General features: G+C 60.9%; 20 protein-coding genes. 6 read left to right on the top strand and 14 right to left on the bottom strand.

Going from position 1 to position 25,741, the window contains the following annotated elements:
• Nucleotides 1-7: 7 nt before the first annotated feature.
• Nucleotides 8-481 (top strand): SOS-induced cell division inhibitor SulA, encoded by a 474-nt coding sequence (gene sulA / locus J1G35_RS04530; protein WP_053136563.1) that lies wholly within the window; start codon nucleotides 8-10, stop codon nucleotides 479-481.
• 246 nt (nucleotides 482-727) lie between these two features.
• Here the strand turns inward: sulA and J1G35_RS04525 are convergent, their stop codons facing one another.
• The 7 genes from J1G35_RS04525 to J1G35_RS04495 form a co-directional block, all read right to left on the bottom strand.
• On the bottom strand, nucleotides 728-961 hold the full coding sequence (locus J1G35_RS04525) for a hypothetical protein (RefSeq protein ID WP_017254451.1): 234 nt from the start codon (nucleotides 959-961) through the stop codon (nucleotides 728-730).
• Between the two features lie 118 nt (nucleotides 962-1,079).
• Nucleotides 1,080-1,601 carry a DUF6586 family protein gene (locus J1G35_RS04520; RefSeq protein ID WP_053136566.1) on the bottom strand — a complete coding sequence of 174 codons (522 nt, stop codon included), beginning with the start codon at nucleotides 1,599-1,601 and terminating at the stop codon, nucleotides 1,080-1,082.
• Nucleotides 1,602-1,806: 205 nt separating this feature from the next.
• Nucleotides 1,807-4,428 carry a type I DNA topoisomerase gene (topA, locus tag J1G35_RS04515; protein ID WP_053136569.1) on the bottom strand — a complete coding sequence of 874 codons (2,622 nt, stop codon included), beginning with the start codon at nucleotides 4,426-4,428 and terminating at the stop codon, nucleotides 1,807-1,809.
• Nucleotides 4,429-4,542: 114 nt separating this feature from the next.
• Nucleotides 4,543-4,779 carry a DUF1653 domain-containing protein gene (locus tag J1G35_RS04510; protein ID WP_223013777.1) on the bottom strand — a complete coding sequence of 79 codons (237 nt, stop codon included), beginning with the start codon at nucleotides 4,777-4,779 and terminating at the stop codon, nucleotides 4,543-4,545.
• 96 nt (nucleotides 4,780-4,875) lie between these two features.
• On the bottom strand, nucleotides 4,876-6,051 hold the full coding sequence (fadA, locus tag J1G35_RS04505; RefSeq protein ID WP_026136849.1) for an acetyl-CoA C-acyltransferase FadA: 1,176 nt from the start codon (nucleotides 6,049-6,051) through the stop codon (nucleotides 4,876-4,878).
• A 29-nt stretch (nucleotides 6,052-6,080) separates the two neighbouring features.
• Nucleotides 6,081-8,228 (bottom strand): fatty acid oxidation complex subunit alpha FadB, encoded by a 2,148-nt coding sequence (gene fadB, locus J1G35_RS04500; RefSeq protein WP_053136572.1) that lies wholly within the window; start codon nucleotides 8,226-8,228, stop codon nucleotides 6,081-6,083.
• Nucleotides 8,229-8,723: 495 nt separating this feature from the next.
• The gene (locus J1G35_RS04495) at nucleotides 8,724-9,161 is read right to left on the bottom strand and encodes a hypothetical protein (protein WP_223013775.1); all 438 of its coding nucleotides are present in this window, start codon (nucleotides 9,159-9,161) and stop codon (nucleotides 8,724-8,726) included.
• A 105-nt stretch (nucleotides 9,162-9,266) separates the two neighbouring features.
• Between J1G35_RS04495 and J1G35_RS04490 the strand changes: the two genes are divergently transcribed.
• Nucleotides 9,267-9,707 (top strand): universal stress protein, encoded by a 441-nt coding sequence (locus J1G35_RS04490; RefSeq protein WP_223013774.1) that lies wholly within the window; start codon nucleotides 9,267-9,269, stop codon nucleotides 9,705-9,707.
• Nucleotides 9,708-9,826: 119 nt separating this feature from the next.
• On the opposite strand, the gene J1G35_RS04485 is transcribed toward J1G35_RS04490, so the two are convergent.
• Nucleotides 9,827-11,746: an ATP-binding cassette domain-containing protein gene (locus J1G35_RS04485; RefSeq protein ID WP_223013772.1), complete on the bottom strand. Its 1,920-nt coding sequence runs from the start codon at nucleotides 11,744-11,746 to the stop codon at nucleotides 9,827-9,829.
• A gap of 213 nt (nucleotides 11,747-11,959) precedes the next feature.
• On the opposite strand from J1G35_RS04485, the gene J1G35_RS04480 reads away from it, so the two are divergent.
• On the top strand, nucleotides 11,960-13,888 hold the full coding sequence (locus J1G35_RS04480; protein ID WP_223013765.1) for a transglycosylase SLT domain-containing protein: 1,929 nt from the start codon (nucleotides 11,960-11,962) through the stop codon (nucleotides 13,886-13,888).
• A gap of 162 nt (nucleotides 13,889-14,050) precedes the next feature.
• Here J1G35_RS04480 and J1G35_RS04475 read toward each other — a convergent pair whose 3' ends face one another.
• Nucleotides 14,051-15,838: an ABC transporter transmembrane domain-containing protein gene (locus tag J1G35_RS04475; protein WP_223013763.1), complete on the bottom strand. Its 1,788-nt coding sequence runs from the start codon at nucleotides 15,836-15,838 to the stop codon at nucleotides 14,051-14,053.
• Between the two features lie 251 nt (nucleotides 15,839-16,089).
• Between J1G35_RS04475 and J1G35_RS04470 the strand changes: the two genes are divergently transcribed.
• The gene (locus J1G35_RS04470; RefSeq protein ID WP_053136589.1) at nucleotides 16,090-16,263 is read left to right on the top strand and encodes a PA1571 family protein; all 174 of its coding nucleotides are present in this window, start codon (nucleotides 16,090-16,092) and stop codon (nucleotides 16,261-16,263) included.
• Between the two features lie 53 nt (nucleotides 16,264-16,316).
• On the opposite strand, the gene pdxB is transcribed toward J1G35_RS04470, so the two are convergent.
• Complete coding sequence (gene pdxB / locus J1G35_RS04465) at nucleotides 16,317-17,459, bottom strand: 4-phosphoerythronate dehydrogenase PdxB (protein WP_223013761.1); 1,143 nt, start codon at nucleotides 17,457-17,459, stop codon at nucleotides 16,317-16,319.
• Nucleotides 17,460-17,654: 195 nt separating this feature from the next.
• On the opposite strand from pdxB, the gene J1G35_RS04460 reads away from it, so the two are divergent.
• Nucleotides 17,655-19,043, top strand: a complete 1,389-nt coding sequence (locus J1G35_RS04460; RefSeq protein WP_223013759.1) for an MATE family efflux transporter — start codon at nucleotides 17,655-17,657, stop codon at nucleotides 19,041-19,043.
• Between the two features lie 126 nt (nucleotides 19,044-19,169).
• Here the strand turns inward: J1G35_RS04460 and tusA are convergent, their stop codons facing one another.
• The gene (gene tusA / locus J1G35_RS04455; RefSeq protein WP_065928166.1) at nucleotides 19,170-19,421 is read right to left on the bottom strand and encodes a sulfurtransferase TusA; all 252 of its coding nucleotides are present in this window, start codon (nucleotides 19,419-19,421) and stop codon (nucleotides 19,170-19,172) included.
• Between the two features lie 27 nt (nucleotides 19,422-19,448).
• Complete coding sequence (gene rlmM / locus J1G35_RS04450) at nucleotides 19,449-20,525, bottom strand: 23S rRNA (cytidine(2498)-2'-O)-methyltransferase RlmM (protein ID WP_223013757.1); 1,077 nt, start codon at nucleotides 20,523-20,525, stop codon at nucleotides 19,449-19,451.
• Nucleotides 20,526-20,721: 196 nt separating this feature from the next.
• On the opposite strand from rlmM, the gene acnA reads away from it, so the two are divergent.
• Nucleotides 20,722-23,463: an aconitate hydratase AcnA gene (acnA, locus tag J1G35_RS04445; protein WP_223013755.1), complete on the top strand. Its 2,742-nt coding sequence runs from the start codon at nucleotides 20,722-20,724 to the stop codon at nucleotides 23,461-23,463.
• Between the two features lie 131 nt (nucleotides 23,464-23,594).
• Here acnA and J1G35_RS04440 read toward each other — a convergent pair whose 3' ends face one another.
• Nucleotides 23,595-24,533: an aspartyl/asparaginyl beta-hydroxylase domain-containing protein gene (locus tag J1G35_RS04440; RefSeq protein ID WP_032888770.1), complete on the bottom strand. Its 939-nt coding sequence runs from the start codon at nucleotides 24,531-24,533 to the stop codon at nucleotides 23,595-23,597.
• Nucleotides 24,534-24,660: 127 nt separating this feature from the next.
• Nucleotides 24,661-25,635, bottom strand: a complete 975-nt coding sequence (gene cysK, locus J1G35_RS04435) for a cysteine synthase A (RefSeq protein WP_053136605.1) — start codon at nucleotides 25,633-25,635, stop codon at nucleotides 24,661-24,663.
• Between the last annotated feature and the right edge of the window lie 106 nt (nucleotides 25,636-25,741).

Below are 25,741 nucleotides of genomic sequence, written 5' to 3'. Positions count from 1 at the left end.
AGGCATCATGCAGCTCGTCCACACCCCACAACACACACAACTGTCGCTGTTCGAGGCCTTTATGGCCCAACCTCTTGCGCCCATCCTCAAGGAAACGGTCGAGGCGCCCTGGAGCGCCGAACCTGAGGCGTTCAGTGAGCTGTCGTTGCGCGGTGCGGCCGGGAGCTGCCTGAGCCTGCTGGCGCCGATCCTTCGCGAACTGAGCGAAGAGCAGGATGCACGCTGGTTGACGCTGATCGCCCCGCCCGCCAGCCTGACCCAGGCCTGGCTGAGGGACGCCGGCCTTAACCGCGAACGCATCCTGTTGCTGCAACCTCGTGGTGCGCAAAGCGCCCAGCAACTGACCTGTGAAGCCTTGCGCCTGGGCCGTAGCCACACCGTGGTGAGCTGGCTCAACCCGCTGAATGCAACGGCCAAGCAGCAGTTGATCAGCGCAGCGCGTACCGGCGATGCGCAGAGCTTGAATATTCGATTGGGGTAATTCGGTGTGCGGCAGGCTGTCCCTGTGGAGGGGGCCTGTTGTGGCGATGCTCTCACTGTGGCGAGCGGGCTTGCCCCGCGTTGGGCTGCGGAGCGGCCCCAAAACCAGACACCGTGGAATACCTGATATACCGAGTTAATCTATCTAGGGCCGCTTCGCAGCCCAACGCGGGGCAAGCCCGCTCGCCACAACAAGCCCGCTCACCACACAAGCCTGCTAACCACAACAAACCTGACCCTATAGGGCTCAGTGAAGAACGCGCGGCCCGTCTTCCTTCTCCGGCTCACCTTCGGCCAGACGACCTGCCATCTGCACACCAACGCTCAACATGGCTTTTGCCACTTCCACGTGCTGGCCCTGCAGGAACGCCTTGGCGTCCTCGGAAAAATCCAGAATAACCAGAGAACCTTCGTCCTCAGCCCGGCGCAGCTCAATTCGGCCGTCAGGCAACTCAACAATTTCCAGAAAGGACGTCGGCATAAAAGTCTGTTCTCCACGAAAGGCCGGGATTATATCAGTCATCCGCCCGGCCTCGTTGAGGATCTGAACAGGTTTCTTTACCGCTTGATGAACGGTGCCATATGAATCCGACCAGCGTTCAGCACTCGTTCAAACCTTCACGAAAGCGCAAAGCCATCTTTTTCAGGTCCTGGCGCCAGCCTTCCAACTCTTCGCGACTCAATGGCTTGGGCTCTTCCTCTTCCAACGCAATCGCCACGATCAAGGGCTGGGTCACGTCGCCCTTGGGCACATGGGGAACACGGGGCGGCTGAAACATATCCGCGTGGGCCTTCAACAGACGCGCGACCCAGCTGTCAGGGCTCTGGGCCATTTCCACCAATTCGGCCAGCTCAGGGATCGCCATGCTTTCCAGCACTTCACGATTCATGATCATTTCCGCACGGGGCGAACCGGCCTGGGGCAAGCGGTAGAACCCGGCGATCTCATGACACAAGCCCAGTAACGCACCATACAGGTGGAACAACGCGGCTTCACGCCCGGCCTGAACCAGCGCAATCGCGTTCATCTCTTTCCCTTCCTCGGCGCGGCCAAGGGCTTCCAGGGACAAACCCGCGAAGTAAATTTTCTGGTTGGTACGGGTATAGAGTTCGTTGGCCATAACGGCAATCTCCACAACGAATAAGCGTGATGCTGGCTATGTAGGAGCGAGCTTGCTCGCGAAAAACTTCAGAGCGCCGTTCGGTGCCAGGTTTTTCGCGTAATCGTTAACAACCTTCGCGAGCGAGGACCAGGCGCCCTCCTCGTTCCCACAGCAAGCAAAAGCCGTCTATACAGACGGCTTTTAGCGTTAACAGACTAGCGGATCAAGCGCCCTGGCGCTTGTCCTCGACCTTCCACTTGCCACCGTCGTAGAACGCTTTCCAGCCGGTAGGCTTGCCGTCCACTTCAGTCTGCACGTACTGCTCCTTGGTCTTGCGGCTATAGCGGATCACGGCTGGGCGACCATCCGGGTCCTTCTTAGGCGCTTCACACAGGAAGTGGTACTTCGGATCGATCTCGTCCTTGTGCGGCACGATCTCCAGCACCAACGGCGCTCGGGTCTCGCGGTTTTTCGGGAACTGGCTGGCCGCCAGGAACAGGCCCGAAGCGCCGTCACGCAGGATGTAGGTGTCGTTGACCTTCTCGCACTTGAGTTCCGGCATCTTCACCGGGTCCATCTTCGGCGGCGCCGCATCACCGCTTTTCAGCAGCTTGCGCGTGTTCTTGCAGGTAGGGTTGGTGCAACCGAAGAACTTGCCGAAGCGGCCGGTCTTGAGCTGCATCTCGCTGCCGCACTTGTCGCATTCCAGGCTCGGACCTTCGTAGCCTTTGATGCGGTAGGTACCTTCTTCAATTTCGTAGCCGTTGCAATCCGGGTTGTTACCACAGATGTGCAGCTTGTGCTTCTCGTCCAGCAGGTAGGCATCCATCGCCGTGCTGCAGATCGGGCAGCGGTGCTTGCCACGCAGTACCAGCGACTCGGACTCACCCTCGTCGTCAGCGGCGATTTCATCGCCCGGCACCAGGTTGACTGTCGCCTTGCAGCGCTCTTTCGGTGGCAGGCTGTAGCCCGAGCAACCCAGGAACACGCCAGTGGACGCAGTACGAATCTGCATCGGACGGCCACAGGTCAGGCACGGAATGTCGGTCATCACCGGCTGGTTGGCACGCATGCCGCTCTCTGGGCTTTCGGCCACTTCGAGTTTTTTCTTAAAGTCACCGTAGAACTCGTCGAGCACGTTTTTCCAGTCGCGCTCGCCCTGGGCCACGTCATCGAGGTTCTCTTCCATACCGGCGGTAAAGCCGTAGTCCATCAGGTTGGAGAAGCTCTCGGACAAGCGCTCGGTGACGATGTCGCCCATCTTTTCCGAATAGAAACGACGGTTGTGCAGCGCGACGTAGCCACGGTCCTGGATGGTCGAGATGATGGCCGCGTAAGTCGAAGGACGACCGATACCGCGCTTCTCCATCTCTTTCACCAGGCTGGCTTCCGAATAACGCGCCGGCGGCTTGGTGAAGTGCTGGGACGGGTCGAGCTTGATCAGCTTCAACGTGTCGCCCTGGGCCATGTCCGGCAACACATCGTCGTCGCCTGGCTTGGCGATCTGCGGCATCACACGGGTGTAGCCGTCGAACTTGAGGATACGGCCCTTGGCGCGCAGCTCGAAGTCGCCAGCGCCTACGCTGACGGTGGTGGACAGGTATTGCGCCGGCAGCATCTGGCAAGCCAGGAACTGGCGCCAGATCAGCTCGTAGAGGCGCTCAGCGTCGCGTTCCATGCCGCTCAGCTTGCTTGGCTCGGTGTTGGCATCGGAAGGACGAATCGCTTCGTGAGCCTCTTGGGCGCCTTCTTTGCTGCTGTAGACGTTCGGCTTCTCCGGCAGGTACTTCTTGCCGAACTCGCTTTCAATATAAGTGCGCGCCATCGCCACCGCGTCTTGCGACAGGTTGGTGGAGTCGGTACGCATATAGGTGATGTAGCCGGCTTCGTACAGACGCTGGGCCATCATCATGGTTTTCTTCACCCCGAAGCCCAGGCGGTTGCTCGCGGCCTGTTGCAGGGTGGAGGTGATGAACGGTGCCGACGGCTTGCTGCTGGTCGGCTTGTCTTCACGCTTGACGATGCTGTAGCTGGAGGCCTTGAGCTTCTCCAGCGCGGCCATGGCCTGGGCTTCGTTCAGCGGCTTGAAAGCCTCGCCTTTCTCGCGGGCCACTTCAAAGCGCACATTGGCGCCCTTGGCAGTGCCCAGGTCGGCGTGGACTTCCCAGTATTCTTCGGGGTTGAACGCACGGATCTCACGCTCACGCTCCACCACCAGCTTGACCGCTACCGATTGCACACGACCAGCGGACAGGCCGCGGGCGATCTTGGCCCACAGCAGCGGCGAGACCATGTAACCCACGACGCGGTCGAGGAAACGACGGGCCTGCTGGGCGTTGACGCGGTCGATGTCCAGTTCGCCCGGCTTGGAGAAGGCTTCCTGGATGGCTTTCTTGGTGATTTCGTTGAACACCACACGCTTGTAGCGGCTGTCATCACCGCCGATGGCTTCCCGCAGGTGCCAGGCAATGGCTTCCCCTTCGCGGTCCAAGTCCGTTGCGAGATAGATGGTGTCGGCATCTTTGGCGAGCCGGCGCAGCTCTTCGATGACCTTTTCCTTGCCCGGAAGGATTTCGTACTTGGCCTTCCAGCCATGGTCCGGGTCCACACCCATGCGCGAGACCAGCTGCTTGCGCGCTTTCTCTTTAGGCGTGAGCACCGGGCCTTCGCCCGCAGCCGCCTTGCCGCGCTTGGCGGCAGGCTCCTTGCTGGCGCTAGCCGAACCGCTGGTGGGCAGGTCTCGGATATGGCCGATACTCGACTTCACCACGTACTCGTTGCCCAAGTACTTGTTGATGGTCTTGGCCTTAGCCGGGGATTCCACAATGACCAGCGATTTGCCCATGGATCGGAAAATTCCTGAATTCGAGAAGTGAAAGGCAGTTGGCGCCTGACGCGGCAACGCTATATATAGTGGCAACAAGGTGAGGTCAAGCGCAGCATTCTGCGCGGCCTGCCGTTATTGCCCTGAAAAAAGACTGGGTTCGGCCTGGACCAAAGCAAAGCGCGGGACCTGCTCGCCGTCAACTTCGACGGTCTCCAGGAACATGCTCAAGGGGCGCACCCAAAAGCCGTAATCGCCATACAGTGCTTGGTAGAACACCACTTCTTCTTCGGTCTCGGAATGCCGTGCCACGCTGAAAACGCGGTACTGCGGACCTTTATGATGTTGGTAGAGCCCTGGTTCGACTTTCATGCTCTGGCCCCTTATAAAATTTGTTGAAAAAAAATATTAAAAATTCCAAAAAACAAAAACCGGGGCACTGGGCCCCGGCTTCCGTCAACTCAACGCTTAGACGCGTTCGAAGACGGTGGAAATGCCTTGGCCGAGACCAATGCACATGGTTGCAACCCCAAGGTTACCGCCATTTTGCTTCATCACGTTAAGCAAAGTGCCGGAAATACGCGCACCGGAGCAACCGAATGGGTGGCCCAGGGCAATCGCACCGCCGTGCAGGTTAACCTTCTCGTTCATCTTGTCGAGTACTTTCAAATCTTTCAGCACCGGCAGGGCCTGTGCAGCGAAAGCTTCGTTGAGCTCGAAGAAGTCGATATCGGAGATGGTCAGGCCCGCGCGCTTCAAGGCTTTTTGTGTCGCCGGTACTGGACCATAGCCCATGATTGCCGGGTCCACACCCGCCACCGCCATCGAACGAATCACCGCCAGCGGCTGGATACCCAGGTCCTGGGCACGCTGCGCCGACATCACGATCATGCACGAGGCGCCGTCGGTGATTTGCGACGAAGTACCTGCCGTCACGGTGCCGCCTTTCGGATTGAAAGCAGGCTTGAGGGCCGCCAGGCTTTCCAGGGTGGTATCCGGACGAATGGTTTCGTCGTAGTCGAACAGTTTCAGGAAACCGTTCTCGTCGTAGCCGTTCATCGGGATGATTTCATCCTTGAACTTGCCTTCCACGGTCGCCTTGTGGGCGAGCTGGTGGGAACGCACGCCGAATGCATCCTGGGCTTCACGGGTAATGCCGTGCATCTTGCCGAGCATTTCCGCGGTCAGGCCCATCATGCCCGAGGCTTTTGCCGCGTACAGCGACATGTGCGGGTTAGGATCGACGCCGTGCATCATGCTGACGTGGCCCATGTGCTCCACGCCACCGACCACAAACACATCACCGTTGCCGGTCATGATCGCCTGGGCGGCGGTGTGCAGCGCACTCATGGACGAGCCACACAGGCGGCTGACGGTCTGGCCGGCTGCCGTGTGCGGGATCTGCGTCATCAACGACGCCATGCGCGCGATGTTCCAGCCCTGCTCCAGGGTCTGGTTGACGCAGCCCCAGATCACGTCTTCGACTTCGTTCGGGTCGACCTTGACGTTGCGTTCCAGCAGCTTGCTGATCAGGTGCGCCGACATGTCTTCAGCGCGGGTGTTGCGGTGCATGCCGCCCTTGGAGCGGCCCATCGGAGTACGACCGAAGTCGACAATCACGACGTCTCTTGGATTCAAGCTCATAAATATTCTCGCTCTAGTCGTCTGGGCACTTAACCGAAGAAGCGCTGGCCGTTCTTGGCCATCTCACGCAGCTTCGCGGTCGGGTGGTACAGCGGGCCCAGATCAGCGTATTGATCAGCCAGGGCAACGAACTCGGCCACACCGATCGAATCGATGTAACGCAGCGCACCACCACGGAATGGAGGGAAACCAATACCGTACACCAGGCCCATATCGGCTTCGGCGGCGGTTTCAACGATGCCGTCTTCCAGGCAACGCACGGTTTCCAGGCACAGGGCGATCATCATCCAGTTGATGATGTCCTCGTCGGACACCTCACGCTGCTCGTAGATGACCGGCGCGAGTACTTCGTGCACCGATGGGTCGGCCACTTTCTTCTGCTTGCCCTTCTTGTCCGCCTCGTAGGCGTAGAAGCCTTTGCCGTTCTTCTGGCCCAGGCGCTTGGCCTCGTAGAGCGCGTCGATCGCCGAGCGGCGGTCGTCTTTCATACGGTCCGGGAAGCCTTCAGCCATCACGTCACGACCGTGGTGGCCGGTGTCAATGCCGACCACGTCCATCAGGTACGCCGGGCCCATAGGCCAGCCGAATTTTTCCATGACCTTGTCGATGCGCACGAAGTCCACACCGGCACTCACCAGCTTGGCGAAACCGCCGAAGTACGGGAACAGCACGCGGTTGACCAAGAAGCCCGGGCAGTCGTTGACCACGATCGGGTTCTTGCCCATTTTCTTGGCGTAGGCAACGGTGGTGGCAATCGCCAGCTCGCTGGACTTCTCGCCACGGATCACTTCCACCAGCGGCATCATGTGCACCGGGTTGAAGAAGTGCATGCCGACGAAGTTTTCCGGACGCTTGAGGGCTTTGGCCAGCAGCGAGATGGAAATGGTCGAGGTGTTCGACGCCAGGATGGTGTCGTCTTTGACGTGGCCTTCAACTTCAGCCAGTACCGCCTGCTTGACCTTCGGATTCTCGACAACCGCTTCGACCACCAGGTCGACATGGCCGAAATCGCCGTAGGACAACGTAGGACGAATGCCGTTAAGCACTTCAGCCATCTTCGCAGCCGTCATGCGACCTTTATCAACGCGGCCAACCAGCAGCTTGGCGGCTTCGGCCAGGCCCTGTTCGATACCGTGCTCGTTGATGTCTTTCATCAGGATCGGCGTGCCTTTGGACGCCGACTGATAGGCGATACCGCCGCCCATGATACCGGCACCGAGTACGGCAGCCTGTTTCACGTCCTTGGCGATTTCGTCGTAGGCCTTGGCCTTTTTCTTCAGTTCCTGGTCGTTCAGGAACAGGCCGATCAGGCTCTGGGCGGCCGAGGTCTTGGCCAGTTTGACGAAGCCTGCTGCTTCCACTTCCAGGGCTTTGTCGCGACCGAAGTTCGCGGCCTTCTGGATGGTCTTGATCGCTTCAACCGGCGCCGGGTAGTTCGGGCCGGCCTGGCCAGCCACGAAACCCTTGGCGGTTTCGAACGACATCATTTGTTCGATGGCGTTGAGCTTGAGTTTTTCCAGCTTCGGCTGACGTTTGGCCCTGTAGTCAAATTCGCCGCTGATGGCGCCCTTGATCAGGTTCAACGCGGCTTCGGCCAGTTTGTCCGGAGCCACCACAGCGTCGACGGCACCGACTTTCAGCGCGTCTTCGGCACGGTTTTCCTTGCCGGCGGCAATCCACTCGATGGCGTTGTCGGCACCGATCAGGCGCGGCAGACGTACGGTGCCGCCGAAGCCTGGGTAGATGCCCAATTTGACTTCAGGCAGGCCGATCTTGGCCGTGGCCGCCATGACGCGGAAGTCCGCCGCCAGGCACATTTCCAGGCCACCGCCCAACGCGATGCCGTTGATCGCGGCAACGGTCGGTACGTTGAGGTCTTCGAAATCGCTGAAAATCTTGTTGGCTTCGAGGTTGCCAGCCACCAGCTCGGCATCGGGCAGCTTGAAGTTGTCGACGAATTCGGTGATGTCAGCGCCGACGATAAACACGTCCTTGCCGCTGGAGACGATCACGCCTTTGATCGATGCATCAGCCTTGATGGTGTCTACGGCCTGACGCAGTTCGTTCAGGGTTAGACGGTTGAACTTGTTGACGGACTCACCCTTGAGGTCGAACTTCAGTTCGACGATGCCACTTTCAAGAGCCTTAACCGTGATGGCTTTACCTTCGTAAATCATCAACTGATCTCCACGATATGGAAGCTGAACAGTACACATTGGACGCTGGCCTATGCTTGGACATTGATAATTTCGTCAATGCTCAGGCCAATCCGCCAGGCACACCCGCCAATGCGATAGTCGGGGTTCTGTATGAGCGGTCTGACAGACAAACGCTCAATTCATACGCCCGTTTGATTTGGGTACGCCACCTTCATCCAATTCCGAGCAATTGTCAATCGCTCGAAAGGCTAGGAAAAACGCGACTTTCCAGTCATTTCAGAACCCCAGGCACAGGCTCGCGATTCGTCAATATTTAAATATTCACGAAATCAATAATGGAAAATATAGGCGAAACCGCTGTACAGGATCGGATATGCCGCTAGGCTAGCGACAACCGTAACGCGCCCGGATGAACATCCGGTGTTGCAAACACAGATTTACCGGCCTGCCTGGCCAACTCCAGCCCGATGATGCTTTCGGGCTTTTTATTGCCTGGCGTTTAACACTGAAGCATCAGGCCAGGGTCTTGAGCAATTTATCAATGGCCAGCAGATCACTCGCCTCACCCTTCTCGCCCCAGTAAAGGGCGATCATTTGCTTGTCGGCCTCGACCTTGTAGACATTCGCCGGCAGCGTTGCAAAATGCGGCAACAACTTCTCATCGACACACACTTCGCGCCACTGATTGACCCACACCCCCGGCTCCAACTGCCAGTAACTCCAGAGCGCCGGCGCACTGCCGCGCCGTGGCCGACAGTACTGCGCACACGGGCTCGGCGGCTCCTGCTTGAGCCAGTGCGGCCACTCCTGGGGCGCCAGTTGCATGGCCAGGCCGATGCGGCGTGCCTCCATGCGCAGGGCCATGCGCCCGCTCTGATGGCGCGATGGACGCAGCCATGCCAGAGGGCTCAGAACCACGACAAGGATTGACACCACTATCCAGACCGTCATATGTGTACTCCCGATTTTTCTGATGAGCGGATTTGACCCGACGCAACCCTATCCGCTTGAAAGCAGCCATACTGAATCTATTGCAGTCCCCTGGAGGAACGCCCCATGTCCTACGAACATATTCTGGTCGCCGTAGACCTGACCGAAGAGTGCGATCCAGTGATCAAGCGCGCCCGCGCCTTCGCCGTCGCCAGTGGCGCGAAACTGTCCCTGGTGCATATCGTGGAGCCCATGGCCATGGCCTTTGGCGGCGACGTGCCCATGGACCTTTCCCAATTGCAGCAACAGCAGTTTGATCAGGCCAAAGAGCGCCTTGACCGCCTGATCGTCAAATACCCGGAAGTGACCAAGAAAAACTCCCACCTCACCTACGGCCAGCCGCGCCAGGAAATCCACCAACTGGCCAAGGATGAGCATTGTGATCTGATCGTGGTCGGCAGCCATGGCCGTCACGGTTTGGCGTTGCTGTTGGGCTCCACCGCCAATGATGTGCTGCATGGTGCGCCGTGCGATGTATTGGCGGTGAAGCTGGTAAAAAGTTCGTAAGACCGATGCGGTTCAAATGTGGGAGGGCGCAAGCCCCCTCCCACATTTGAACCGCATTTCATATGAAAAACCCGGTGTTCATCAGATGAACACCGGGTTTTTTATTGCGTGTAGATCACTCAGGCATCCAACTCAGCCCAACGCTCCACCAGCACTTCCAGTTCCTGGTTCAACGTCTCCAGGGAAGCAATGACCTTGGCGGTTTCCGCCGCCGGACGCTGGTAGAAACCCGCGTCAGCCATTTCCGCTTCTACTGCGGCGATCTGCTGTTCCTTGGCGTCGATATCCGCCGGCAAGGCTTCCAACTCACGCTGCAGCTTGTAGCTGAGTTTCTTCTTGGCCGCCGGCGCAGCGTCCTGAGTCGGTGCAGCAGCTTCCACGGGAGCAACCACAGCGGAGGTCAGGTCGGCCTTGCCGGACTTGCTCTCGGTCACGCCCAACAAGCGCGGCGAGCCGCCCTGGCGCAGCCAGTCCTGGTAACCACCGACGTATTCACGCACCTTGCCTTCACCTTCGAAGACCAGGGTGCTGGTGACTACGTTGTCGAGGAATGCCCGGTCGTGACTGACCATCAGCACGGTGCCGTTGAAGGTCAGCAGGACCTCTTCCAGCAGCTCGAGGGTTTCCACATCGAGGTCGTTGGTCGGTTCGTCGAGCACCAGCAGGTTGGCCGGTTTGCTGAACAGCTTGGCCAGCAGCAGGCGCGCACGCTCCCCCCCGGACAAGGCTTTCACCGGCGTACGCGCACGCTGCGGGCTGAACAGGAAGTCGCCCAGGTAACTGAGTACGTGGCGGCTCTGGCCGTCGATGTCGATAAAATCGCGGCCTTCGGCGACGTTGTCGATCACGGTTTTTTCCAGGTCCAACTGATGGCGCAACTGGTCGAAGTAGGCCACGTCGATGCGCGTGCCCTCTTCCACGGTGCCGCTGGTCGGTTTCAGGCCATTGAGCATCAGCTTGAGCAAGGTGGTCTTGCCGGTACCGTTGGCGCCCAACAGGCCGATACGGTCGCCGCGCTGCAGGACCATCGAGAAGTCCTTGATCAGGAACGGGCCATCCGGGTGATGGAAGCTGACGTTCTCCAGCACCATGACCTGCTTGCCCGACTTATCGGCGGTATCCAGCTGGATATTGGCCTTGCCGGTGCGTTCGCGACGTTCGCTGCGCTCAACGCGCAGGGCCTTGAGGGCACGCACACGGCCTTCGTTACGGGTGCGGCGCGCCTTGATGCCCTGGCGGATCCAGACTTCTTCCTGGGCCAGTTTCTTGTCGAACAGGGCGTTGGCAGTTTCTTCGGCGGACAGTGCAGCTTCCTTGTGCACCAGGAAGCTGGCGTAGTCGCCGTTCCAGTCGATCAGGCCACCACGGTCCAGTTCGAGGATGCGCGTCGCCAGGTTCTGCAGGAAGGAACGGTCGTGCGTGATGAACAGCACGGCGCCCTGGAAATCCTTGAGGGCTTCTTCCAGCCAGGCGATGGCGCCGATGTCCAAGTGGTTGGTTGGCTCGTCGAGCAGCAGCAGGTCGGGCTCGGACACCAGGGCCTGGGCTAACAGCACGCGCCGACGCCAGCCGCCGGACAACTCGGCGAGGGTCTTGTCGGCCGGCAGTTGCAGGCGGCTCAGGGTGCTGTCGACCAGTTGCTGCAGGCGCCAGCCGTCACGGGCTTCGAGGTCTTGCTGGACATGCATCAGCTTGTCCAGGTCCGCTTCGGTGACGCAGTTCTGCGCTAGGTGATGGTATTGCGCAAGCAACTCACCGACACCGTCCAGGCCTTCGGCAACCACGTCGAACACGGTCCGTCCGTCGGCAACCGGCAGTTCTTGCGGCAATTCGCCAATCTTGAGGCCTGGGGCGCGCCAGACAGAGCCGTCATCGGGCTTCTGGTCGCCTTTTACCAGCTTCATCATGCTGGACTTGCCGGTGCCGTTGCGGCCGATGATGCACACCCGCTCACCACGGGCGATCTGCCAGGACACCTTGTCCAACAACGGCATAGCGCCGAAAGCAAGGGACACATCGCTGAATTTGAGCAGGGTCATACGCTTCTCCAAAAACTGGGCGCGCATTCTACCTGACTTGAGGGTGGGATGCGGCCAGCATTTTCGCTGCCGACACGTTCTGTAGGACATTTCCGGCGAACTTGAACGAACCCACTGGCAAAGCTTTCGCCGGTCGCTGGCAAAAGGCTAAGCTAGGGGCAATCAGTGTCGGCGGTGCCGGTGCTAGTCGTGATTTCTCTGCACGGACGTCTCATGCGCAGTCGCCTTTTCAACTTTTTATCTTGTCTGCTTCTTTCCGCCACCGCCGTTCAATCCGCCCAGGCCGTGGACCTCACCACCCAACGTCAATATTACGATGAAGCCAAACGCGCCCTGGCCAAGGGTGATACCGGCCCCTACATGCAATACAGCCAGGCCCTGGCGGACTACCCGCTGACACCCTACCTGGCCTACGACGAACTGACCGCCCGGCTGAAAACCGCCAGCAACGAGGAAATCGAACAATTTCTCGCCAAGAACGGCGACCTGCCCCAGGCCAACTGGATGAAACTGCGCTGGTTGCGCTGGTTGGCCGACCGTGGCGACTGGCAGACCTTTGAAAAGTACTACGACCCCAAACTCAATTTCGTCGAGCTGGACTGCCTGCATGGCCAGTTCCAACTGACCCACAACTTGAAGGCTGAAGGCTACAAAACCACCGAAAAACTGTGGATGACCGGCAAATCCCAGCCGGCCGCCTGTGATGCCACCTTCGGCCAGTGGGCCGCGGACGGCCAACTCACCGAACAAAAAATCTGGGACCGCGCCAAACTCGCCGCCGAAGCACGCAATTACCCGCTGGCCAACAGCCTGGTAAAAACCCTGCCGACCCTGGGTGCCCAGGGCCGCCTGATGGTGGACGTGGCGCAAAAGCCTGACATGCTCAGCGACCCGTCGCGCTTCCTGCCGGCCACTGAGGCGATGTCTGACGCCGTGGGCCTGGGCCTGCGCCGCCTGGCACGCCAGGATCCGGACAAGGCCATGGCCCTGCTCGACGGTTACGCCAGCAGCATGCACTTCTCCCGTGACGAAAAAGTGGCAATCGCCCGCGAAATCGGCCTGACCCTGGCCAAGCGCTTCGACCCGCGCGCACTTGAAGTGATGACCAAATACGACCCCGAGCTGCGCGACAACACCGTGTCCGAATGGCGTCTGCGCCTGCTCTTGCGCCTGGCCCGCTGGGAAGATGCCTACCAACTGACGCGCAAACTCCCGCAGGATTTGGCCACCACCAACCGCTGGCGCTACTGGCAGGCCCGTAGCCTGGAACTGGCCGAGCCGAAAAACCCGCAAGCCCTGGTGCTGTACAAGAACCTGGCGCAAGAACGCGACTTCTACGGCTTCCTCGCCGCCGATCGCTCCAAGGCCCCGTACCAATTGAAGAACAAGCCGCTGCTGATGAGCCAGGCGCTGATGAACAAAGTGCGCAACACCCCAGGTGTACGCCGTGCCCTTGAGTTCTATGCCCGTGGTCAGATAGTGGATGGTCGCCGCGAGTGGTACCACGTCAGCCGCCACTTCAACCGTGACGAAATGGTCGCCCAGGCCAAGCTGGCCTACGACATGAAATGGTACTTCCCGGCAATCCGCACCATCAGCCAGGCACAGTACTGGGATGACCTGGATATCCGCTTCCCGATGGCCCACCGCGACACCCTGGTGCGCGAAGCCAAGGTGCGTGGCCTGCATTCCAGCTGGGTGTTTGCCATCACCCGCCAGGAAAGCGCCTTCATGGACGACGCCCGCTCCGGTGTCGGCGCCAGCGGCCTGATGCAACTGATGCCCGGCACCGCCAAGGACACCGCGCGCAAATTCAGCATTCCCCTGGCCTCACCCGCCCAGGTGCTGGACCCGGACAAAAACATCCAGCTCGGCGCCGCTTACCTGAGCCAGGTGCACAGCCAGTTCAACGGCAACCGCGTCCTCGCCTCCGCCGCCTACAACGCCGGCCCCGGCCGCGTGCGCCAATGGCTACGTGGCGCGGACCACCTGAGTTTCGATGTATGGGTGGAAAGCATCCCGTTCGACGAAACCCGCCAGTATGTGCAGAACGTGCTGTCTTATTCGGTGATCTACGGGCAAAAGCTCAACTCGCCACAGCCGCTGGTGGATTGGCATGAGCGGTATTTTGACGACCAATGACGCACCACATCCCTGTGGCGAGCAGGCTTGCCCCGCGTTGGAGTGCGAAGCGCTCCTGAGCCAGTCGTGGCGGTGCAACTGATAGTTTTTGGGGGCTGCTACGCAGCCCAACGCGGGGCAAGCCCGCTCGCCACAACAAGCCCGCTCGCCACATAGATCGTGCTAGGCCTGGTTTTCTGCAACCTCTGCGGCGTCGCTGAACTGCAACGCCGCCAACCGCGCATACAGCGGATTGCTCGCAATCAGTTGCTGGTGCGTGCCCACCGCCACCAGCTTGCCCTGGTCCATGACCGCAATGCGGTCGGCGTTCTTCACCGTCGCCAGTCGATGGGCGATAACCAGCGTGGTGCGCCCTTGCATCAATTGCGGCAACGCTTGCTGGATCAGGTGTTCACTCTGGGCATCCAGGGCGCTGGTGGCTTCGTCCAGCAGCAGGATCGGCGCGTCTACCAGCAACGCGCGGGCGATCGCCAGGCGTTGACGCTGGCCGCCGGAGAGGCCCATGCCGCCGTCGCCGAGGTGGGTCTGGTAGCCATCGGGCATTTGCAGGATGAAATCGTGGGCGTGAGCAATGCGGGCGGCGGCTTCGACTTGCTCACGGGTGGCGGTTGGGTTGCCGTAGCGGATGTTTTCTTCGACGCTGCCAAAGAACAGCGCCGGGCTCTGGGACACCAGAGCGAAGTGGCGACGCAGGTCCAGGGGGTCGAGATCGGTCAGCGCCTGGCCCTCGACCAGGATGCGGCCTTGCTGAGGATCGTAGAAGCGCAGCAACAGGTCGAAAAGCGTCGACTTGCCCGCGCCGGACGGGCCCACCAGCGCCAGGGTTTCGCCAGGATTGATGCTCAGGTTCAGGCCGTCGATGGCGTAGCTGTCCGGCCGCGAAGGGTAGGAAAAGCGCAGGTCCTGCAACTCCATGCGACCGCTGACGCGCTCCGGCAACGACACACCCCCAGTGGCAGGCGCCTGGATCTCGTTACTCGACTGCAACAGCTCACCAATGCGCTCCGCCGCACCGGCGGCCCGCTGCAGTTCACCGAGGACTTCGCTCAGGGTACCGACGGCGCTGCCGACGATCAGGCTGTAGAACACAAACGCGGCCAGCTCGCCGCCGGAAATGCGCCCGCTGATCACATCCATGCCGCCGACCCAAAGCATCACGCCCACAGCGCCGAGTACCAGCATGATCACCAGGGTGATCAACCAGGCGCGCTGGGCGATGCGCTTGCGTGCGGTGGTGAACGCCTCTTCAACGGTCACGGCAAAGCGCTGTTCGTCCTGCACCTGGTGGTTATAGGCCTGCACGGTCTTGATCTGGCCGAGGGTCTCGGAGACGTAGCTGCCCACATCGGCGATACGGTCCTGGCTCAGGCGCGACAAACTGCGCACGCGGCGGCCGAAAATCAGGATCGGCGCCAGCACCAGCGGCAGCGCCACCACCACAATGCTGGTGAGCTTGGGGTTGGTGATGAACAGCAGCACGATGCCGCCGATCACCATCAAGGCATTACGCAGGAACAGCGACAGCGACGAACCGATCACCGATTGCAGCAAGGTGGTGTCGGTGGTCAGCCGCGATTGGATTTCCGAGCTGCGGTTGTTTTCGTAGAAACCCGGGTGCAGGTAGATCAGGTGGTTGAAGACCTGCCGGCGAATGTCCGCCACCACCCGCTCACCGATCCACGACACCAGGTAAAACCGCGCAAACGTGCCCACGGCCAAGCCCAGCACCAACACCATGAACAGGCCGATGGACTGGTTGAGCAGGTGTGGTGACTGGGTCATAAAGCCCTGGTCCACCAGCAGCCGAATGCCCTGGCCCATGGACAAGGTGATGCCAGCCGTGACGATAAGCGCCACCAGGGCACCCAGTGCCTGCCAGCGGTAGGGCGCGACAAAGCGGCTGGCCAGGCGGATCGCGCGGCGTTGACGGACTGAGAGCATGGAGGGCATCACCGATGAGGAACGTGTACACACACATTGGGGGAACTTGGGCAAATAACAACTTTCGTAACAGCAATGAGTCAGATTAATTATGCCCACCGATGCTGGCCCCTAGAGGCTATCGGTCTAACGTTCAACTGGAAATTTGTAGCGGTTTCTGCTGGAGTGAGCGTTCGAACCGGTGATCTCGCAGGGAGTTGTAACAGCGCGGTCACGCGGGGGGTTCAGAGTAGGTACACAACCTGATGAGGAGACAGGCCATGACCTTGCAAAATAGCAGCGATGCCAAAATTGAAGTGATCCGCCAGCCGCAGCAATTGCCTTGCTCCGTGATCGACGCCCAGGGCCGCGAAGTGCAGATTACCGAAGAGATGATCCAGCAAGCGTGCCGCGAGCTGGAACAGCGACTGGTCAAGCCTGCCCAGCAAGGCTGAAGCGCCACGTTCTTTCAAACCCGGCCCAGGTGGCCGGGTTTTTTATTCGGTGTTTAAACGGTTTCCGCGCCCAATGCGGACACAATTCTCGACAACACCGCTGACTCGCCGTTGATGCGCACTTTCAAAGCGTCAATCTCGCGGCGCGCCGGGTAGCCCTTGCGTAAAAGGTCGAACGCCTTGCGCTGCTCCTCCACTGTTCCCACCAGACTACGGCGAAAATCCGCATCATCACGGCGCGGGTCGTACACGCTGCGGCACAACGTCGCGAGCGCCCAGGCGGGGTCGGTCGATGCGTTCAAATGCACCTCGGCCAACCACGCTGGCGGCAACAAATCGCTCAACTGAATACCCGGTTCCTGCCCCAGGTACGCGCAGAACGCCTGATAGATCTGCGCCGTACCGCGCTGCCGGCCGTCAAGGCTATAACCGGCGATATGCGGCGTGGCCAATACACACAGGTCGGCCAGGTCGACGTCCACCTCGGGCTCGCCTTCCCACACGTCCAGCACCGCTTGCAGGTCTTCGCGCTCCAGCAGCACGTCGCGCAGGGCGGCGTTGTCCACCACCGGGCCACGGCTGGCGTTGATCAGCCAGGTGCCGGGTTTGAGGCGGTTGAGACGGTCGCGATCAAACAGGTGCCAGGTGGAACCATTGCCGGACTTGGTCAACGGTGTGTGCAGACTGATGACATCGCATTGCTCGATGATCTGCTCCAGGCTGACGTAATCCCCTTCCTCGGCAATCTGTCGCGGCGGGTCGCACACCAACACGTTCCAGCCCAGCCCCTTGAGCACCCTGACCAGCCGCCCACCGACCTCACCGGCACCCACAACGCCGTAGGTGCGTTGATTAAGGTCAGCACCCTCGATCTCGGCCAGGGTCTGCAGGCTGCCGAGCACATAGTCCACCACACCCCGGGCATTACAGCCGGGAGCGCTGGACCACTGGATTCCGGCCTGCTTGAAGTAATCGAGGTCGAGGTGGTCGGTGCCGATGGTGCAGGTGCCGACAAAACGCACCTTGCTGCCGTCCAGCAGGGCGCGGTTGACGTTGGTCACCGAGCGCACCAGCAGTACATCGGCCTGTTCGACGGTGGCGCGGTCGATGGAGCGGCCGGACACGCGGCGAATCTCGCCAAATCCATGGAAGAACTCATCGAGCAGCGGGATATTTTCGTCGGCAACAATCAGCATGGCAGGCTCCTTTGGCGGATGAGCAGTGTACAGGGATGCGATCTTCAATGTAGGAGGGAGCAAGCCCCCCTCCCACACTGGATATGCGGTGGCCTCGCAGCTCGCTTACAAATCCCTAACACAGGTTTTTTCCTGACCGTTACGTCAAGGCGTAGAATCCGCGGCCTTGCGCCACTCTTAACTGGACTCCCGTACGTGAACACTGCCACTGCCCCCCTCACCCGCCCCGCCCGCATCAGCCGGGAAGTGGGCGGCCTGCTGACGCTCGCGCTGCCGATCATGGTCGGCCAACTGGCAACCACCGCCATGAGCTTCGTCGATGCGGTGATGGCCGGACGCGTCAGCCCTCAGGACCTGGCAGCGGTGGGCCTGGGCAACTCGATCTGGATTCCGGTGTACCTGCTGATGACCGGCACCCTGCTGGCCACCACGCCCAAAGTCGCCCAACGCTACGGTGCGGGCCACTACGGCGAAATCGGGCCGTTGGTGCGTCAGTCTTTGTGGCTGGCCGTGGTGGTCGGCATCATCGGCGCGCTGCTGTTGCTCTGCGCCGAGCCGATCCTGCATGCCATGAAGGTTGAGCCGGACCTGATTGCCCCCACCATGGGCTACCTGCATGGCATCGCCGCCGGTATGCCCGCCGTTGCCCTGTATTACGTGCTGCGCTGTTTCAGTGATGGCCTGGGCCGTACGCTGCCCAGCATGGCCATGGGCCTGTGCGGGCTGGCGTTGAATATTCCGCTGAACTACATCTTCATCTACGGCCACCTGGGCGTGCCGGCGATGGGTGGCGTGGGCTGCGGTTGGGCCACGGCGATTGCGATGTGGGTGATGATGCTCGGCATGGCCGGTTGGACCCGTTGGGGCGCGGCCTACCAGAGCAGCGAACTGTTCAAGCGCTTCGATTGGCCGCAGTGGTCGGTGATCAAGCGCGTACTGGGGATTGGCCTGCCGATTGGCATCGCGATCTTTGCCGAATCAAGCATTTTCGCGGTGATCGCACTGCTGCTCGGCAGCCTCGGCGCCACCATTGTGTCGGGGCATCAGATTGCCCTGAATGTCAGCTCACTGGTGTTCATGATCCCCTATTCCTTGAGCATGGCCGTCACCGTGCGCGTCGGCCAGGCCCTGGGGCGTGGCGAGGCGCGTGAAGCACGTTTCGCCGCCGGGGTCGGCATGGGCACGGCGCTGGCTTACGCCTGCCTGTCGTGCAGCCTGATGCTGGTGTTTCGCGAGCAGATTGCGGCGATCTACACCCCGGACCCTATCGTCATCCACCTGGCATCGACGCTGATCGTGTTTTCCGCGCTGTTCCAGTTCAGTGATTCGATCCAGGTCACCGCCGCCGGCGCCCTGCGGGGCTACCAGGACACCCGCGTGACCATGGTGCTGACCCTGTTTGCCTACTGGGGCGTCGGGCTGCCGGTGGGTTACGCCCTGGGGCTGACCCACTGGTTGGGCGAACCCAGCGGCCCGAGTGGTTTGTGGCAAGGGCTGATCGTGGGCTTGAGCTGTGCGGCGGGGATGTTGCTGGTGCGCCTGGCGCGCAGTGCACGCCGGCGCATTCGCGCCAACAAGGCATAAGCACAACGCGTCCCTCTGTAGGAGCGAGCTTGCTCGCGAAAAACCCGAGAGCGCCGCGTTCCTTCAGGATACCCGCGTCATCGTTAACGCCCTTCGCGAGCAAGCTCGCTCCTACAGGGACCGGTGTTAGTCGAGTTTTTTGCGGATCCAGTACAGGTACGTACCGGCCTGCTCCTGCTGATCCACCAGTTCGTGGTCAAGGAACACGCAAAACTTGGGAATATCGCGACGGGTCGACGGGTCGGTCGCGATCACCTTGAGCAAGCCGCCGGGCGGCAGGTCGCGGATGTGCTGGTGCAGCATCATCACCGGCTCCGGGCAGTTGAGGCCCGTTGCGTCGAGGGTGCCATCAACGGCGGTGTCGAAAATATCGCTCATTGTCTACTCCTGAAACCGGCGCTCAGTTTAGCGGGCCTTGGTTTTCTTCACATCCACCAGCCGACGCAGGTGGCAGGTCACTTCTTCACGGTCGTGATACAGCTGCTTGCAGCCGATCTCCACCCGAATGCCGCGCGCCTTGAAACCGTCCTCGATACGTTCCAGCAGGCGCTTGACCTCGGCGTAACGCTGTTTCATCGGCAGCTTCAGGTTCACCACCGCCTCGCGGCAATGCCCTTCGCCGATCCAGGTTTCCAGCAGCGCCGCGTTGCGCGCCGGCTTTTCGACGATATCGCACACCATCCAGTCCACCGGCTGCTTGGGCACGAAGGTAAAGCCGTCGGCCATCAGGTGCTGCACCAGGCCGGTGTCCATCAGGCTTTCGGCCATGGGGCCGTTGTCGATGGCGGTCACCAACATGCCACGGTTGACCAGTTGCCAGGTCCAGCCACCAGGGGCTGCGCCCAGATCGACGCCGGTCATGTCGCCATGCAGGCGCTCGTCCCACTGGTCGCGGGGGATAAAGTGGTGCCAGGCCTCTTCCAGCTTCAAGGTCGAGCGGCTGGGCGCGTCACGGGGGAATTTCAGGCGCGGGATGCCCATCGGCCACATCGCCGAGTTATTCGACTCGGCCAGGCCCATGAACACTTCGCGGCCGCTTTTGAAGGTCAGCAGCAGGCGCGGCTTGCTCGGGTCGTCCACCAGCTTGCCGGCGTTCAACAAGGCTTTGCGCAGGTGCACTTCGAATTTCTTGCAGAAGTTCGAGAGTTCCTTGCCGTCATTGGTGTCGACCATCTCCAGCCACAGGCTGCCGCACACCGGGAATTCACGCAGGTGGGCGAGGATCACGCTGATACGGTCGGTTTCCGGCAGGTCGATAAACACCCCGCGCGCCCACTGCCGCGGGAAGATCAGCTCGGCAAAGCGCTGGCCGTGCATCAGGCGCTGGGCGCCGTCTTCCTCGGTGCAGACAAATTCGGCGCAGGCGCTGCCGGTCTTGGCCCTGGCGTAGCCGGAAACGTTCAGGCGCGCGGCGTGTTCCGCGATCTCGGAACAGACTTCGCCCTCAAACCCCGGGCGGCAGTGCATAAAAAGGGTGTTCATCGACTCTCCTGGTGACTCAACTGACGTTGCGCTATCGCAATGCCTGTCATGAAAACGCGCGCATGATAGCCGAGTTCGGAACCTTGGTTCTGTCCATAGAGTCCAGTAATTAGCCAGCTACTGAAAACAGGGCTAGTTTGAAAGCTCTGTTCGTCCCGTCAGGTCCGTAGCCGTGCGGACCATAAGGAGTCATGTAATGTCATCCCTTGATAGCCTGAGAACCCTTAAAACTTTAGAAATCGACGACAAGACCTACCACTATTTCAGCCTGCCCGAGGCCGCCAAGAGCCTGGGTGACCTGGATAAGCTGCCGATGTCCCTCAAGGTGCTGCTGGAGAACCTGCTGCGCTGGGAAGACAACAAGACCGTCACCGGCGCCGACCTCAAGGCCATTGCCGCCTGGCTCAAAGAGCGCCAGTCCGACCGCGAGATCCAATACCGCCCCGCCCGCGTGCTGATGCAGGACTTTACCGGCGTACCCGCCGTGGTCGACCTGGCCGCCATGCGCGCCGCCGTGGCCAAGGCCGGCGGCGACCCGCAGCGCATCAACCCGCTCTCCCCCGTGGACCTGGTGATCGACCACTCGGTGATGGTCGACAAGTTCGGCAACGCCGACGCCTTCGAGCAGAACGTCGACATTGAAATGCAGCGCAACGGCGAACGCTACGCCTTCCTGCGCTGGGGTCAGAGTGCCTTCGACAACTTCAGCGTGGTACCGCCGGGCACTGGCATCTGCCACCAGGTCAACCTCGAATACCTGGGCCGCACCGTGTGGACCAAGGACGAGGACGGCCGCACCTACGCGTTCCCCGACACCCTGGTCGGCACCGACTCCCACACCACCATGATCAACGGCCTCGGCGTGCTCGGCTGGGGCGTGGGCGGGATCGAAGCGGAAGCGGCGATGCTCGGCCAGCCGGTATCGATGCTGATCCCGGAAGTGATCGGCTTCAAGCTCACCGGCAAGCTCAAGGAAGGCATCACCGCCACCGACCTGGTGCTGACCGTCACCCAAATGCTGCGCAAGAAAGGCGTGGTGGGTAAGTTCGTCGAGTTCTACGGCGACGGCCTCGCCGACCTGCCGCTGGCGGACCGCGCGACCATCGCCAACATGGCCCCGGAATACGGCGCCACCTGCGGCTTTTTCCCGGTGGATGAGGTGACCCTGGACTACCTGCGCCTCTCCGGTCGCCCGGCTGCCACCGTGAAGCTCGTCGAGGCCTACACCAAGGCCCAGGGCCTGTGGCGCAACGCTGGCCAGGAGCCGGTGTTCACCGACAGCCTGGCCCTCGACATGGGCAGCGTCGAAGCCAGCCTCGCTGGGCCGAAACGCCCACAGGACCGCGTGTCCCTGCCCAACGTCGGCCAGGCGTTCAGTGACTTCCTCGACCTGCAATTCAAGCCCACCAACAAAGAAGAAGGCCGCCTGGAAAGTGAAGGCGGCGGCGGTGTAGCCGTGGGCAACGCCGACCTGGTGGGCGAAACCGACTATGAATATGAAGGCCAGACCTATCGCCTGAAAAACGGCGCCGTGGTGATCGCCGCTATCACCTCCTGCACCAACACGTCCAACCCCAGCGTGATGATGGCCGCCGGGTTGGTGGCGAAAAAAGCCGTGGAGAAAGGCCTCACGCGCAAACCCTGGGTGAAAACCTCCCTGGCGCCGGGCTCCAAAGTGGTCACCGACTACTACAAGGCCGCGGGCCTCACCCAGTATCTGGACAAACTTGGCTTCGACCTCGTGGGCTATGGCTGCACCACCTGCATCGGCAACTCCGGGCCGTTGCCTGAGCCGATTGAAAAAGCCATCCAGAAGGCCGACCTCGCTGTGGCCTCGGTGCTGTCCGGCAACCGCAACTTCGAAGGCCGCGTGCACCCCCTGGTGAAAACCAACTGGCTGGCCTCGCCGCCGCTGGTGGTGGCCTACGCCTTGGCGGGGACCGTACGCATCGATATCAGCAGCGAACCGCTGGGTAACGATCAGCAGGGTAATCCGGTGTATTTGAAGGACATCTGGCCGAGCAGCAAAGAGATCGCTGACGCAGTAGCGCAAGTCAGCACCGGCATGTTCCACAAGGAGTACGCCGAAGTGTTTGCCGGTGACGAGCAATGGCAAGCCATTGAAGTGCCACAGGCCGCGACTTACGTGTGGCAGAAAGACTCCACCTACATCCAGCACCCGCCGTTCTTCGATGACATTGCCGGCCCGCTGCCGGTGATCAAAGACGTCAAGGGCGCCAACGTACTGGCGTTGCTGGGCGACTCGGTGACCACCGACCACATCTCCCCCGCCGGCAACATCAAGGCCGACAGCCCTGCCGGCCGCTACCTGCGCGAGCAAGGCGTGGAGCCGCGTGACTTCAACTCCTACGGCTCACGCCGGGGCAACCATGAAGTGATGATGCGCGGCACCTTCGCCAACATCCGCATCCGCAATGAAATGCTCGGCGGCGAGGAAGGCGGCAATACGCTGTACATCCCCACCGGCGAGAAAATGCCGATCTACGATGCGGCCATGAAGTACCAGGCCTGCGGCACACCGCTGGTGGTGATCGCCGGCCAAGAGTACGGCACCGGCTCCAGCCGCGACTGGGCCGCCAAGGGCACCAACCTGCTGGGGGTCAAGGCGGTGATCGCCGAGAGTTTCGAGCGGATCCACCGTTCCAACCTGGTAGGCATGGGCGTGCTGCCGCTGCAGTTCAAGCTGGATCAGAACCGCAAGGCGCTCAAGCTCACCGGCAATGAGAAGATCGATATTCTCGGGCTGACCGAAGTAGAGATCGTGCCGCGAATGAACCTGACACTGGTGATTACCCGCGAGGATGGCAGCAGCGAGAAGGTCGAGGTGCTGTGCCGGATCGATACCTTGAATGAAGTGGAATACTTCAAGTCGGGGGGGATTTTGCACTATGTGCTGCGGCAGTTGATCGCCAACTAAGGGTCGCTGGAGATCAAATGTGGGAGGGGGCTTGCTCCCGATGACGGTATGTCAGTCAAAACATCTATGACTGATCCACCGCCATCGGGAGCAAGCCCCCTCCCCATTTTGATCGCGTTTAACGCTTCAGATCAGCCGAACAACCACTTCCACAACAGCACCAGCACCACCACCGCCAGCACCGGCCGTGCAATGCGGTAAGCCTTCGGATGCTTGCGCTTCCACTGCTTGACCACACCGCTGAACTTGTCGCTGAAGGTCTTACTCCAGGCGTACGCCTGGTTGATGCCGCCGACGCGCTCGTCGTCGAGGTTCTGCGGTGCGGTGGCGCGGCCCAATTGCTTGCTGACCCAGCGGTTGACGCGAGTCATCACGCGATTGCTCAGCGGGCGTTCGATGTCGCAGAACAGGATCACGCGGGTCTTCTCGGTTTCGTTCTTCACCCAGTGCACGTAGGTTTCGTCGAACATCACGTCTTCACCGTCGCGCCAGGCATACACCTGGCCGTCGACGAAGATGCGGCAGTCGTCGGAGTTCGGCGTAGACAAGCCCAGGTGATAACGCAGGGAACCGGCAAACGGGTCACGGTGCGGGTTGAGGTGGCTGCCGCCCGGCAACAGCGCGAACATCGCGCCCTTGACGTTGGGGATGCTGCTCACCAGCGCCACGGTTTTCGGGCACAACGCCTCGGCCGATGGCAGGGGTTTGTCGTACCACTTGAGGTAGAAACGCTTCCAGCCCTTCTTGAAGAACGAACCGAAACCGGCGTCGTTGTTCTTTTCGGCGGCGCGGATGTAACCCTCGTCGAACAGGTGCATGGCCTCTTCGCGGATCACCTCCCAGTTGTCCTTGAGCACGTCCAGTTCCGGGAACTTGCTGCGGTCCAGGTACGGCTTGGACGGCACGGCCGAAAACAGGTACATCAAGGCGTTATAGGGGGCGAACAGCGCCGAATGGTTGACGAACTGACGCAACATCGGCAAACGGGCCTTGCCGCGCAGGTGCACATACAGCGTGCTGCCGATAAACAGCAACAACACCGACAATTTGGCGGCCAAAGAAAAGGTCATGCAGCAACTCCTGGAAATAAGCGCCTGGCCAACAGCCTCCCGGCGACGGGAGACCAGACGTAACAGCCGGCCATGATAAACAGTTGGGCCATTATGCAGAAGGCCCAGGCTGACCGGCTGACATAAATCAAGCCTGGTTTTCTTGCTCGGTAAACAAATCGCTGAACAGCATGCTCGACAAGTAGCGCTCACCGGAGTCCGGCAGGATCACCACAATGGTCTTGCCCTGCATTTCCGGCTTCTCGGCCAGGCGCACGGCCACGGCCATGGCGGCACCGCAGGAGATACCGCAGAGGATGCCCTCTTCCTGCATCAGGCGCAGGGCCATGGCCTTGGATTCCTCGTCGGTCACCAGTTCCACACGGTCGACCATCGACAGGTCAAGATTTTTCGGCACGAACCCGGCGCCAATGCCCTGGATCTTGTGGGGGCTGGGCTTGATCTCTGCACCGGCCAGGGCCTGGGTGATGACGGGCGAGACCATTGGTTCGACAGCCACCGACAGGATCGGCTTGCCCGCGATGTTCTTGATGTAGCGCGAGACACCGGTGATGGTGCCCCCCGTGCCCACGCCCGCCACCAGCACGTCCACGGCGCCATCGGTGTCGTTCCAGATTTCCGGGCCGGTGGTTTTTTCGTGGATGGCCGGGTTGGCCGGGTTTTCGAACTGGGCCGGCATAAAGTAGGTGGCCGGGTCACTGGCAACGATTTCGCCGGCCTTGTCGATGGCACCCTTCATGCCCTTGGCCGGCTCGGTCAGGACCAGCTCGGCGCCCAGTGCCTTGAGCACCTTGCGACGTTCGATGCTCATGGACGCCGGCATGGTCAGCAGCAACTTGTAGCCACGGGCGGCAGCGACGAACGCCAGGCCGATGCCGGTGTTGCCGGAAGTCGGCTCTACGATGGTCATGCCCGGCTTGAGTTTGCCGGTGCTTTCAGCGTCCCAGATCATGTTTGCGCCAATGCGGCACTTCACCGAGTAACCCGGGTTACGCCCTTCGATCTTGGCCAGGATGGTCACGCCACGGGGTGCGATACGGTTGATCTGTACCAGGGGCGTGTTTCCGATGGAGTGCGCGTTGTCTGCAAAAATGCGGCTCATGGCGGGTCCTATTAGGCGATTTTCAGGAAGGCCCCAAGGGTATGCCTCGTGTTGCCAAGCGTCCAGTCAGAGGAACGTTGCGCGCGTCCCGACAGTCCATCTCCTA

Origin of the sequence: Pseudomonas sp. SH10-3B (assembly GCF_019891415.1) — a bacterium.
Taxonomy (GTDB): domain Bacteria; phylum Pseudomonadota; class Gammaproteobacteria; order Pseudomonadales; family Pseudomonadaceae; genus Aquipseudomonas.
This window is presented reverse-complemented; position numbering and strand designations above follow the sequence as displayed.